Here is a 12,352-nt window from a genome sequence, read left to right on the forward strand (position 1 = left end):
CGACGCGTTTTTCCAGGCAGATCGCGGATGCAGGTTGTGCGGCAACTGCGTTGCCGTTCGCAGCCTCGCAGGCTCGGCAGCGGCTACATAAAGCCCTCTCGGTGGATCAGCCCGCCAGGACGATGTAGTTCTCGCCGACCTTTTGCGCATAACGCTCCAGCACTTGCTGGCACAGCACCACCACCTCTTCCACCAGTTCGACCCCCACCCGCCATGACACCACCACCTGCAGGTTCGGCGGGCGCTGGTCGATGGCCAGCAGGGTCAGTTCGCCGCGCGCCAGTTCCTCGCTGACCAGCACCGGCGGCAAGGCGCCGATGCCGAAACCGTCGCGCAGCAGGCGGGTAATGGCCGACACCGAGTTCACGCAGTTGAGCCGTGGCGCGGTCACCCCGTTGGCCTGCATCAGGCTCAGCACTTCCTGGTGCGGCAGAGAGTTCTTCGAGTAGGTGATGATGCGTTCCCGGGCCAGTTCGGCCAGGTTGGCGTACTCGCGGTTGTAGATCGAGTGGCTGGCGACTATCCAGCCCATCGGGTGGCTGGCCAGTTCCAGGCTGCGAATGGATTCCTGGCGCAGCAGGTCGGTTTGCAGCACCAGGTCGAGAAAGCCTTTCTGCAACTGGTCGCAGAGGTTCAGCGAGGTGTCGGCCACCAGCTCGATTTCCACCTGGGGATAGCTGTCCATCATCCGCGCCACCAGGGGGCTGAGCCAGGTGTGGATCACCGTGTCCATGACACCGATGCGAATCCGCCCGACCTTGCTCGAACGGGTCTCGATCGACTGCTTGAGCGCTTGCATGGTGTCCATCATCTGCTCGGCATAGTCGAGCACCTTGAGGCCTTCCGGGGTCAGGCTCACGCCGCGCGAGTCGCGCAGGAACAGCTTCACCCCCAGTTCGCCCTCGAGCACGGCGATGCGGCTGGAGATCGACGCCTGGGTGGTGAAGAGTTTGTCGGCGGTCAGGCGAAAGCTTTTCAGGCGCGCCACCCAGACAAAGGTTTCAAGAAATTTGAGGTTCATGCGATCAACTTTTCTTATGTCTGGAGGCGGTTTTTATTAGTTGGACGGAGCAGGGCGCGGGCGCCAAAAATCGCTGCGTCTCACGATAAGCGTCGTCGGGACCCAGAACAATATTAATAAGGTGGAGATTTGCCATGAGTGCGCCCGACACGCTCGCCGCCAGCAAGGCCAAAGGCCGCGCCGGCCCCTTCGACTGGTACCGCGACATCAACCAGCAGGAACGCCGCACGTTCTGGAGCTGCAAGGCCGGTTACGGTCTGGATGGCATGGACACCCAGATGCTCAGCTTCGTCATCCCGACCCTGATTGCGCTGTGGGGCATCAGCTCCGCCGAGGCCGGCCTGATCCACACCAGCACCTTGCTGGCTTCCGCCCTGGGCGGCTGGATCGCTGGCATCCTGTCCGATCGCATCGGCCGGGTACGCACCCTGCAACTGACTGTGCTCTGGTTCGCCTTCTTCACCTTCCTCTGTGGCCTGGCGCAGAACTACGAGCAACTGTTGATAGCCCGGACCCTGATGGGCTTCGGTTTCGGTGGCGAGTGGACCGCCGGCGCGGTGCTGATCGGCGAAGTGATCCGCGCGGAAAACCGCGGCAAGGCGGTGGGCATGGTGCAGTCCGGCTGGGCCTTGGGCTGGGGCATCACGGCACTGCTCTATGCGCTGATGTATTCCCTGCTGCCGCCGGAAGACGCCTGGCGCGCCTTGTTCCTGCTGGGCATCCTGCCGGCGATCTTCGTGATCTTCGTCCGCCGCCTGGTCAAGGACCCGGAGATCTACCGGCAAACCCGGGCCCGGGAAGTGCCCGACAACCCCTCGCGCTTCTACGAGATTTTCGCCCCCGGCATTCTCAGCACCACCCTGCGCGCGTCGCTGCTCGCGGCCGGCGCCCAGGGCGGCTATTACGCCATCACGTTCTGGCTGCCGACCTTCCTCAAGACCGAGCGCGGCTTGAGTGTGCTGAGCACCGGCGGCTACCTGGCGATGGTGATCTTCGGTTCTTATGTGGGCTATGTGATCAGCGCCTATCTGACCGACATTCTCGGGCGCAAGAAGAACTTCGTCCTGTTCGCCGCCGGTTCTTTCACCATCGTCCTGCTCTACACGCAAATGCCGGTGAGCAACGCGGTGATGTTGTGGCTGGGCTTTCCCCTGGGCTTCTTCGCTTCGGGGATCTTCAGCGGCATGGGCGCCTTCCTGACGGAGCTGTTCCCCACGCGGATCCGCGGTTCGGGCCAGGGCTTCTGCTACAACAGTGGCCGGGCGCTGGCGGCCCTGTTCCCGCTGCTGATCGGCCTGCTCAGCCAGCGCATCCCGCTGGGCGCGGCCATCGGCACCTTCGCCGCCGTGTCCTACGGCATCGTGGTCCTGGCGGCCCTGAGCCTGCCGGAAACCCGTGGCAAACAACTCGAAGCGCGCTAACTGATAATCTGTGGGCATCCCGTGCGATCCCCACAGCCAACATGACAAACGCTACAGGAGCACTGACCGTGAGCCGCCTGTTATTGAATTGCGACATCGGCGAAAGCTTTGGCAACTGGACCATGGGCCTGGATGCCGAGGTGATGCCGTTCATCGATTGCGCCAACATCGCCTGCGGTTTCCACGCCGGCGACCCGAGCATCATGCGCACGACCGTCAGCCTGGCCCTGGCCAATGGCGTGCGCATCGGTGCGCACCCGGCGTACCAGGACCTGGCCGGTTTCGGCCGCCGCTCCATGGCCTACGGCGCCCAGGAACTGCAGGACCTGCTGCACTACCAGATCGGCGCCCTCGACGGCATCTGCCGGGCCCAGGGCACTCGGGTGAGCTACGTCAAACCCCATGGCGCCATGTACAACGACATGATGGCCAACCCGGCGCAGTTGCGCGCGGTGATCCAGGCGGTTGCCGCCTACGACAAGACACTGCCGCTGATGTTGATGGCCACCCGTGACAACGGCGCGGCCCAGGCCCTGGGCGACGAGTTCGGCGTGACCCTGTGGTTCGAAGCCTTCGCCGACCGTGCCTACGACAACGCCGGTCACCTGGTTTCGCGGCAACTGCCGGGGGCGGTGCATCACGACCCGGAAAAGATCATCGCCCAGGCGCTGACCATCGCCCGCGGCGACGCGCTGCTGGCCAGCGACGGCAGCGCCTTGCACCTGCAGGCCAATACCCTGTGCGTGCATGGCGACAACGCCAGTTCGGTGGCCGCCGTGCAGCGTATCCGCGCGGCCCTTCAGCAGTTGCCAGCATGAAAGTACGCCTTGAAGTGGTGGCTATCGACTGCCTGATGGTGCGCCTGTTCGATGCCATCGCCGAGGCCAACATGCCGTGGATGCTCGCTGCCAGCGAGCGCCTGCGGGCGGCCTTCGGCGGGCAGTTGATCGATCTGGTGCCGTCCTATACCACGCTGATGGTGCACTACGACCTGCGGGCCCTGAGCCCGTCCCAGGCGCGGGAACTGATCGATCTGGCGCTGACCGACCTGACCCCCGATTCGCGTACCGGCGGCCAGCGCCATGTGCTGCCGGTCTGGTACGACCTCAGCGTCGGCCCGGAGCTGAGCCTGTTGTCGCGGCGCAGCGGCCTGTCGGTGAACGAGGTGATCCGTTGCCACAGCGAGCGTGAATACCAGGTGTTCGCCCTGGGTTTCGCCCCGGGTTTCGCCTTTATGGGGCTGGTGGACGAAGTGCTGGCCGCGCCGCGCCTGGATACCCCGCGCAAGCGCGTGGCGGCGGGCAGCGTGGGCATTGCCGAACGGCAGACCGCGGCTTATCCGGTGGTGTCGCCGGGGGGCTGGAACCTGATCGGGCGCACACCGAGTCGCCTGTTCGATCGCGAGCGCGATGGCTACAGCCTGATGCAACCGGGCGACAGCGTGCGTTTCGCCGCGGTGGATCACGCCGAATTCATCCGCCTGGGCGGTGACGACACGCCACTTCCGGAGGCACTGGCATGAGCCGCCTGACGATCGAAGCCAGCACGCCCTTGTGCCTGTTGCAGGATGCCGGTCGCTTTGGCGTGCGGCACCTGGGCGTGACCCAGGGCGGCGCGCTGGACTGGGTGTCGATGTCCTGGGCCAACTGGCTGCTGGGCAACGCCCTGGATGCGCCGGTGATCGAGATCACCCTGGGCGGTTTCAGCGTGGTCGCCGAGGAGTTGTGCCTGCTGGCGCTGGCGGGCGCCGACCTGGGGGCCTGTATCGACGAGCGTCCGCTCAGCCCGGGGCGCAGCTTTATCCTGCAAAAAGGCCAGCGGTTGCGTTTCACCCAACCGTACCAAGGGGCGCGGACCTACCTGGCGGCGCCCGGCGGTTTCAATGCGCCCAAGGTGCTGGGCAGTTGCGCCAGCGTGGTCCGCGAGGAACTGGGCGGGCTCGACGGTTTCGGCCGGCCGCTGGCCGCGGGCGCGCGGCTGGAGTATTGCGGGGCGGGGGTGAACCTCAAGGTGCTGTCGGGCAAGCAACTGCCGGACCTGCAGTCGAAGGCGCCGCTGGAGGTGATTCTCGGGGCGCAGATCGGCCAGTTCAGCGGGCAGAGTCTGTTCGATGCCTTCAACAGCGCCTGGACCCTGGACAACCGCGCCGACCGCATGGGCATGCGCCTGCTGGGGCCGTCACTGCGTTATCAAGGGGCGCCGATGATCTCCGAGGGCATTCCCCTGGGCGCGATCCAGGTGCCCCCGGACGGCCAGCCGATCGTGCTGCTCAACGACCGGCAGACCATTGGCGGGTATCCGCGGCTGGGAGCCTTGACGCCCCTGGCGCTGGCGCGGCTGGCGCAATGCCTGCCGGGCAGCGAAGTACGCCTGACGCCGGTGGTGCAGGAGACGGCGTATCAGCAGCAGATCGAGTTTCTGCGGCGCTTCGCCTGATCCCTGTAGCCGCTGCCGCAGACTGCGGCAGCGGCTACAGGGATCGCGTTGGATGGGATCCTATTTGGAGAGAAACCGCATCCCTTCTTCCAGGCCGCGCAAGGTCAGCGGGTACATCTGGTCTTCGATCAGCTCGCGCACGATGTTGGTCGAGGCGGTGTAGCCCCAGGTGTCTTTCGGGTAGGGGTTGATCCAGATGAGCTTCTTGTACTTCTCCATGAAGCGCTGCATCCACACATAACCGGCTTCTTCGTTCCAGTGCTCGACGCTGCCGCCGGCCTGGGTGATTTCGTAGGGCGCCATGGCGGCGTCGCCGACGAAGATCACTTTGTAGTCGGCGCCGTACTTGTGCAGCACGTCCTGGGTCGAGGTGCGTTCCGAGCCGCGGCGCAGGTTGTTCTTCCACACCGATTCATAGATGAAGTTGTGGAAGTAGTAGTACTCCAGGTGCTTGAACTCGGTCTTGCAGGCCGAGAACAGCTCTTCGCAGATCTTCACGTGGGCATCCATGGAGCCGCCGATATCGAACAGCAACAGCAGCTTGATGCTGTTGCGTCGTTCCGGGCGCATCTGGATGTTCAGCAGGCCGGCGTCGCGGGCGGTGTGGTCGATGGTACCGTCGATATCCAGCTCGTCCGCCGCGCCCTGGCGGGCGAACTTGCGCAGGCGGCGCAGGGCCACCTTGATATTGCGCGTGCCCAGTTCCACCGAGTCGTCGAGGTTCTTGTACTCGCGCTGGTCCCAGACCTTGACCGCCTTGCCCTGGCGCTTGCCGGCGTCGCCGACGCGGATACCTTCCGGGTTGAAACCGCCGGAGCCGAAGGGGCTGGTGCCGCCGGTGCCGATCCACTTGTTGCCGCCGGCATGGCGTTCCTTCTGTTCTTCCAGGCGCTTCTTGAACTCTTCGATCAGCTTGTCCAGGCCGCCGAGGGACTGGATCTGCGCCCGTTCTTCATCGGTCAGCGAGCGCTCGAACTCCTTGCGCAACCAATCCTCGGGGATCAGTGCCTGCAGGTGGTCGTCGAGTTTTTCCAGGCCGTTGAAGTAGGCGCCGAACGCGCGGTCGAACTTGTCGAAGTGCCGTTCGTCCTTCACCAGGATCGCCCGGGACAGGTAATAGAACTCGTCCATGTCGGCGAAGGTCACGCGCTGCTTGAGCGCATTGATCAGGTCGAGCAGCTCGCGCACCGACACCGGTACCTTGGCGGCACGCATTTCATTGAACAGGTTGAGCAGCATGACAATGCCCTCTCAGCGGGTGCCACGACGGCTCATGAACGCCAGGCGTTCGAGCAGCTGTACATCCTGCTCGTTCTTCACCAGGGCACCGGCTAGCGGCGGGATGGCCTTGGTCGGATCGCGTTCGCGCAGCACCGCTTCGCCGATGTTGTCGGCCATCAGCAGCTTGAGCCAGTCCACCAGTTCGGAGGTCGAAGGCTTCTTCTTCAGGCCCGGTACCTTGCGCACATCGAAGAACACGTCCAGCGCTTCGCTGACCAGGTCCTTCTTGATGTCCGGGTAGTGCACGTCGACGATTTTCTGCAGGGTGGTGCGGTCGGGGAAGGCGATGTAGTGGAAGAAACAGCGGCGCAGGAAAGCGTCCGGCAGCTCTTTCTCGTTGTTGGAGGTAATGATGATGATCGGGCGCTGTTTGGCCTTGATGGTCTCGTCGATTTCGTAGACGTAGAACTCCATCTTGTCGAGTTCCTGCAACAGGTCGTTGGGGAACTCGATGTCGGCCTTGTCGATCTCGTCGATCAGCAGGATCACCCGCTCCTCGGATTCGAAGGCCTCCCACAGCTTGCCTTTCTTCAGGTAGTTGCGGATGTCATGCACCTTGTCCACGCCCAGCTGCGAATCGCGCAGGCGGCTCACTGCGTCGTACTCGTACAGGCCCTGGTGAGCCTTGGTGGTGGACTTGATGTGCCAGGTGATCAGCCTGGCACCGAAGGACTCGGCCAGTTGCTCGGCGAGCATGGTCTTGCCGGTGCCCGGTTCACCCTTGACCAGCAGCGGCCGCTCCAGGGTGATGGCGGCATTGACTGCCAGCTTCAGGTCATCGGTGGCGACGTACGCGCTGGTGCCTTCGAACTTCATCTGCAATTCCTCGAACGGTAACGCCGACGTGCATCGAGCAGGTCGGAAGAATAAAACACGAATGGCCGACTATAGCGCGCCGCCCGGCCGACTGTGAACGCAGACGCCCCATTCAGTCTCTGAATGGGGCGTCACGTGGTGACTCAGTCAGCAGATGGTTTGGGACGCTCATATTGGGCATTGAAGGCCTCGATGAAACCATTGCGTAAAATCTGCAAAAAAGCCTGGAATGCGCTGATATCACGCTGATGTACGCTGCCTTTGAGTTCGACCCGGGTGGCGAACTGGTTTTTTCCCTGGTTTTTCAGCACGGTTTCGCTGACCCCCACCAGGGCTTCCCAGATCGAACGGAATATCCCTTTGTCCTTGTTCTCGACATCCTGCTGCCAATTGAACACATCGACGTCGCGCAGCAGCGGCTTGATATAGCCGGTGAGCTGGCCCTTGTTGGCTTCGGCTTCGATCACCAGGTCGCCGTGGCCGGCGTTGAAGTCGAATTTGCCATAGGCGGCGGCGAAGTCGTTCAAGCGCTTGAGTTCGATATCCCGCACGCGCAGGCGGAACTCGAAGTCCTGGAAGTCGCTCAGTGGGTCGAAGGTGGCGTTGGTTTCCAGGGGCGCATGGCCCAGCAGCAGGGCCTTGCCTTCGAGGCGGGCGTCGCGTTTGCCTTGGGTGTCGACCACGTTGGTCAGGTTGTAGGCGATGGCGTTGACCTGGGTGGCGCTCATGTTCACCGGCGGTTTGGAGTTGAAGTTACGGAAACTGATCTTGCCTTCGCTGACCTGTACTTCGTTGAGGGTGATGGGCAGCAGTTTGTTCAGCTGGGCCCGCCAGTCGGTGCCTTCACCGGTTTGCGAGTTCTGTTTGTTGGCGCCGTCGACGAAGTTGACCTGCGGCCCGACGAATTGCACTTCGGCCACCACCGCATGGTCGTACCACAGGGAACGCCAGCTCACTGACAGATCGACCAGCGGTGCATTGACGAACGGCACCGGCACCTTGCCGTCGACCTTGACGATTTTCAGGCCGTTGATCCGGTAGGCACCGCGCCACAGGGCCAGGTCGACATCGGCGATCTGGCCACGGTAGTCGCCCATGTTGGCGAGCCGGTCATTGAGGTAATCGCGCACCAGGTAGGGCAGGGCGATATGCAGGGCAACCAGCAGCACCAGCACCCCGGCGAGGGTCCACAGGGGCCAACTGTAGCGACGTTTCATGAGCGTGAGTCTCCAGCCATGTGCCTTATAGCGATTGACTCCCCGGCATCGCAGACGTTCGTCCCGACTGGACGCTCATGGGTGCGAGGCATACCCTTGAAGACTTCCTTTCACGCTGTACAAGGACCCAGCCATGAGCCGCATTTTCGTTGACAACGCCCATTCCATCGGCAATACGCCGCTGGTGCAGATCAACCGCATCGCGCCCCGCGGCGTCACCATCCTGGCCAAGATCGAAGGGCGCAACCCGGGTTATTCGGTGAAGTGCCGGATCGGCGCGAACATGATCTGGGATGCGGAAAGCAGCGGCAAACTCAAGCCGGGCATGACCATCATCGAGCCGACCTCGGGTAACACCGGTATCGGCCTGGCCTTCGTCGCCGCGGCCCGTGGCTATAAGCTGGTCCTGACCATGCCGGCGTCGATGAGCATCGAGCGACGCAAGGTGCTCAAGGCCCTGGGGGCCGAGCTGGTGCTGACCGAGCCGGCCAAGGGCATGAAAGGGGCGATCGAGAAGGCCGCGCAAATCCTCGCCAGCGATCCTGACAAATACTTCATGCCACAGCAGTTCGATAACCCGGCCAACCCGGCGATCCACGAGAAAACCACCGGTCCGGAAATCTGGAATGACACCGATGGCGCGGTGGACGTGCTGGTGGCGGGCGTCGGCACCGGCGGCACCATCACCGGGGTTTCCCGCTACATCAAGAAGACCCAGGGCAAACCTATCCTGTCGGTGGCGGTGGAGCCGAGCGTCTCGCCGGTGATCACCCAGAAGCTGGCCGGCGAAGAGATCAAGCCCAGCCCGCACAAGATCCAGGGCATCGGTGCCGGTTTTGTGCCGAGCAATCTCGACCTGTCGATGGTCGACCGGGTCGAGCTGGCGAGCGACGAGGAATCCAAGGCCATGGCCCTGCGCCTGATGCAGGAGGAGGGGATCCTCTGTGGCATCTCCTGCGGCGCGGCGATGGCGGTGGCGGTGCGCCTGGCGGAAACCCCCGAGATGCAAGGCAAGACCATAGTGGTGGTGCTGCCGGATTCGGGTGAGCGTTATCTGTCGAGCATGCTGTTCAGCGACCTGTTCACCGAGCAGGAGAACCAGCAGTAAGGCAGTGGGAAGGTGATCGCCGGCAGGCTCCGCAGGAGCCCGCTTGCCGGCGATCGAAGGCGTGCAGGGCATGTTGCATGGGTACTGACCTGCGTCAGCTGGCGTTCAGCTGGCGTTCAGCTGGCGTTCAGCTGGCGTGTGTTAATCAGCGTTTTATTGCACGACTGTTAACACTGATTGTCGGTTTGTGCGGGTTTTTCCAGGGGCCAGGAGTGTTTATCATGGCCGGCTGCCATGCCGGATGAATGCTGCCCCGCCGGTAATTATTTCAAGGAGATATTGCATGAGCCTTTCGTTTGCCGCCAAGTCCGCGGTGTTGCTGCTATTCATCGGCAGTACTCTCTACGTGCATTTACGCGGCAAGGCTCGACTGCCGGTGCTGCGTCAGTTCGTCAACCATTCGGCGCTGTTCGCTCCTTATAACGCCTTGATGTACCTGTTTTCCGGTGTGCCTTCCAAGCCCTATCTGGACCGCAGCAAGTTCCCCGAGCTGGATGTGCTCAAGGACAACTGGGAAGTGATCCGCGACGAAGCCATGCATTTGTTCGACGAGGGTTACATCCGCGCCGCCGAGAAGAACAACGACGCCGGTTTCGGTTCGTTCTTCAAGAAGGGCTGGAAGCGTTTCTACCTCAAGTGGTACGACAAACCGCTGCCGTCGGCCGAGTTGCTGTGCCCGAAGACCGTTGAACTGGTCAGCCGCATTCCCAACGTCAAGGGCGCGATGTTCGCCCTGCTGCCCGGTGGCAGCCACCTGAACCCGCACCGCGATCCGTTCGCCGGCTCCCTGCGTTATCACCTGGGCCTGTCCACGCCGAACTCCGACGACTGCCGGATTTTCGTCGACGGCCAGGTCTACGCCTGGCGCGATGGCGAAGACGTGATGTTCGATGAAACCTATGTGCACTGGGTCAAAAACGAGACCGACAAGACCCGGGTCATTCTGTTCTGCGACATCGAGCGTCCGCTGAGCAACCCGCTGATGACCCGCATCAACCGCTGGATCAGCGCCTGGCTGGGGCGTGCCACCGCGCCGCAGAACCTCGACGACGAGCGCGTCGGCGGGATCAACCAGGCCTATGCCTGGAGCAAGCGCTTCAGCGACCGCATCAGTGGCGTGGTCAAGCAATGGAAGCGCCGCAATCCGAAGCTCTACCGCGTCATGCGTCCGGTGCTGGCGGTGGTGGTCCTGACCGCCCTGGGTTACTGGTTGTTCGGATAAGGCGTTGCAATGAATATCGGGCGCTGGTTATAGTCGGCGCCCGGTGTATCAGAAGATTCACCTTCCACTTCAGAAAGATCAGCACATGCCTCATTCCCTCATCAACGCGGTAGTCGATTCAGCGGTCAACGCTGGCGTCGTGCCGTGCGGGAACCCGCAGCCTGTGCAGATCAGTCATTACCCCCCACCTGTCAGTAGCACGCCGGTGTGCGCCGTCGTATCACCGCCGGGTGTCGTCGTACAGGGCTGATCAGCAACCTCTGCTGTTGCCCGCGCCCGCCAGAAAAAACTACTGAATTTCAGCCTCGGCTGAGTTGGCTATTTGCCTGATTACAGGTGGTATTCATGTTGTTCATATCGAAAAAGTCCGCGCTTGCGGCGGCTTCCACGAGCCTGTTCGTCCTGCTCTGGAGCAGTGGGGCGATCTTCTCCAAATGGGGGCTGGCCCATGCCTCGCCCTTTGCCTTCCTGTTGTTTCGTTTTGCCATCGCCCTGTGCGGGCTGGTGCTGTTGATTCCCCTGCTCAATCTGCGTTTGCCCCGCGGACGCAAGCCGATGCTGTATGCGGTGGCCACCGGGCTGGTGTTGCTGGGGGCATACCAGATCTTCTACCTGCTGGCCCTGGACCTGAAGGTCACCCCCGGAGTGATGGCCACCATCATGGGAGTACAACCCATCCTCACCGTGGTGATCATGGAGCGTCAGCGCTCCTGGAGCCGGATGTTCGGCCTGGCGCTGGGTTTGGCCGGGTTGATCATGGTGGTCTATCAGGGCATCGGACTGGCCGGCATGTCGCTGGCCGGGATGCTCTTCGGTCTGCTGGCCCTGGTGAGCATGACCCTGGGCTCGATCATGCAGAAGCGCATCAGCGACAACCCGCTGGGAACCCTGCCGGTGCAGTACCTGGCGGGGCTGTTGCTGTGCGCGCTGTTCGTGCCGTTCCAGCCGTTCCACTTCGAGCACAGCGGCGGCTTTATCGTCCCGGCGCTGTGGATGGGGCTGGTGGTCTCGGTGCTGGCGACTTTGCTGCTGTACCGGCTGATCGCTCGTGGCAATCTGGTGAATGTCACCAGCCTGTTCTACTTGGTGCCGGCGGTGACCGCCGTGATGGACTACCTGTTCTTCGGTAATCGACTGGCGCTGCTGAGCGTGCTCGGCATGCTGTTGATCATCGTCGGGTTGGTGTTTGTGTTCCGCAAAAACAGCTGATTCATGAGGGCCGGGCGCAGCTTTCGACTTGAGCGAGGGCTGCGCCTTTTTTTGCCAGGGCGGACCCTTCAGATTGGCCAGGGCTGGCCGATAGCAATGATGGCTCATTGCCATTAATTTGTATTCTCCTTTACCCTATTTATTGGTGATTTGGGAATAGGACAAACCTTAAAAATTAAAGATTTCTTCTACACTGACGACACACTCTTCAGGCCCAATGGAGAAAGTCAGAATGAGTACCAAGCTGGTTTTGGCAGGTGTCGGCATGTTTCTAGGCTTGAGTGGAATCTGTTCCGCAGCCCCTCAAAGCATCCAGGGAACGATCTATTTTCACGGCAGCATCGTCGAGGAGCCTTGCACGCCAAGCTCGACTGCCCAAGGCGGGGCCGCGTTGAGTCTTCGCCAGTGCCCGCAGTTTTCCCGCGGCAACGACATTCGTGTGCATGGCGTCGGCCCATCGAGCTCGGTGACGGCCATCGGCAAATCGCCAGTCAACGTCAAGCTGGTCACGGACAGCGGCAAGGAAGGGCGCTACTACGATCAGCAATATGCGCTGGTCGATGAGGTAGGCAAACCGGTCAACTCGGGGATGTACCTGATTACCTTGACGTCGCCATGACA

Annotated in this window: 12 protein-coding genes; 8 read left to right on the forward strand and 4 right to left on the reverse strand. The window is 62.3% G+C overall.

Features of this window, described 5'->3' with window-relative positions:
• Nucleotides 1-106: 106 nt before the first annotated feature.
• Nucleotides 107-1,021, reverse strand: a complete 915-nt coding sequence (locus C4K27_RS07640; protein WP_053260012.1) for a LysR family transcriptional regulator — start codon at nucleotides 1,019-1,021, stop codon at nucleotides 107-109.
• Between the two features lie 134 nt (nucleotides 1,022-1,155).
• Between C4K27_RS07640 and C4K27_RS07645 the strand changes: the two genes are divergently transcribed.
• The 4 genes from C4K27_RS07645 (at nucleotide 1,156) to C4K27_RS07660 (ending at nucleotide 4,878) form a co-directional block, all read left to right on the forward strand.
• Complete coding sequence (locus tag C4K27_RS07645) at nucleotides 1,156-2,442, forward strand: MFS transporter (RefSeq protein WP_053260013.1); 1,287 nt, start codon at nucleotides 1,156-1,158, stop codon at nucleotides 2,440-2,442.
• Between the two features lie 68 nt (nucleotides 2,443-2,510).
• Nucleotides 2,511-3,260 carry a 5-oxoprolinase subunit PxpA gene (locus C4K27_RS07650; protein WP_053260014.1) on the forward strand — a complete coding sequence of 250 codons (750 nt, stop codon included), beginning with the start codon at nucleotides 2,511-2,513 and terminating at the stop codon, nucleotides 3,258-3,260.
• The gene (locus C4K27_RS07655; protein WP_053260015.1) at nucleotides 3,257-3,964 is read left to right on the forward strand and encodes a 5-oxoprolinase subunit B family protein; all 708 of its coding nucleotides are present in this window, start codon (nucleotides 3,257-3,259) and stop codon (nucleotides 3,962-3,964) included. The genes C4K27_RS07650 and C4K27_RS07655 overlap by 4 nt, the downstream gene beginning before the upstream one ends.
• Nucleotides 3,961-4,878 carry a 5-oxoprolinase subunit C family protein gene (locus C4K27_RS07660; protein ID WP_053260016.1) on the forward strand — a complete coding sequence of 306 codons (918 nt, stop codon included), beginning with the start codon at nucleotides 3,961-3,963 and terminating at the stop codon, nucleotides 4,876-4,878. The genes C4K27_RS07655 and C4K27_RS07660 overlap by 4 nt, the downstream gene beginning before the upstream one ends.
• 60 nt (nucleotides 4,879-4,938) lie before the next feature.
• Here the strand turns inward: C4K27_RS07660 and C4K27_RS07665 are convergent, their stop codons facing one another.
• From C4K27_RS07665 to C4K27_RS07675, 3 genes are all read right to left on the reverse strand, one after another.
• The gene (locus C4K27_RS07665; RefSeq protein ID WP_009042629.1) at nucleotides 4,939-6,117 is read right to left on the reverse strand and encodes a vWA domain-containing protein; all 1,179 of its coding nucleotides are present in this window, start codon (nucleotides 6,115-6,117) and stop codon (nucleotides 4,939-4,941) included.
• Nucleotides 6,118-6,129: 12 nt separating this feature from the next.
• On the reverse strand, nucleotides 6,130-6,975 hold the full coding sequence (locus tag C4K27_RS07670) for an AAA family ATPase (RefSeq protein WP_053260017.1): 846 nt from the start codon (nucleotides 6,973-6,975) through the stop codon (nucleotides 6,130-6,132).
• A gap of 143 nt (nucleotides 6,976-7,118) precedes the next feature.
• Nucleotides 7,119-8,192, reverse strand: coding sequence for a DUF748 domain-containing protein (locus tag C4K27_RS07675; protein ID WP_053260018.1), 1,074 nt, complete (start codon nucleotides 8,190-8,192; stop codon nucleotides 7,119-7,121).
• A 133-nt stretch (nucleotides 8,193-8,325) separates the two neighbouring features.
• Here C4K27_RS07675 and cysK point away from each other — a divergent pair, with 133 nt between their 5' ends.
• From cysK to C4K27_RS07695, 4 genes are all read left to right on the forward strand, one after another.
• Nucleotides 8,326-9,300 carry a cysteine synthase A gene (gene cysK / locus C4K27_RS07680; RefSeq protein ID WP_007926882.1) on the forward strand — a complete coding sequence of 325 codons (975 nt, stop codon included), beginning with the start codon at nucleotides 8,326-8,328 and terminating at the stop codon, nucleotides 9,298-9,300.
• Between the two features lie 283 nt (nucleotides 9,301-9,583).
• A complete protein-coding gene (locus C4K27_RS07685; RefSeq protein ID WP_009042631.1) occupies nucleotides 9,584-10,522 on the forward strand; it encodes an aspartyl/asparaginyl beta-hydroxylase domain-containing protein in 939 nt (312 codons plus the stop codon).
• 345 nt (nucleotides 10,523-10,867) lie between these two features.
• Nucleotides 10,868-11,731: a DMT family transporter gene (locus tag C4K27_RS07690; protein ID WP_053260019.1), complete on the forward strand. Its 864-nt coding sequence runs from the start codon at nucleotides 10,868-10,870 to the stop codon at nucleotides 11,729-11,731.
• 232 nt (nucleotides 11,732-11,963) lie between these two features.
• Nucleotides 11,964-12,350 carry a hypothetical protein gene (locus tag C4K27_RS07695; RefSeq protein WP_053260020.1) on the forward strand — a complete coding sequence of 129 codons (387 nt, stop codon included), beginning with the start codon at nucleotides 11,964-11,966 and terminating at the stop codon, nucleotides 12,348-12,350.
• The last annotated feature ends 2 nt before the right edge of the window (nucleotides 12,351-12,352 follow it).

It is taken from the genome of Pseudomonas chlororaphis subsp. chlororaphis (assembly GCF_003945765.1).
Lineage (GTDB): Bacteria > Pseudomonadota > Gammaproteobacteria > Pseudomonadales > Pseudomonadaceae > Aquipseudomonas > Aquipseudomonas chlororaphis.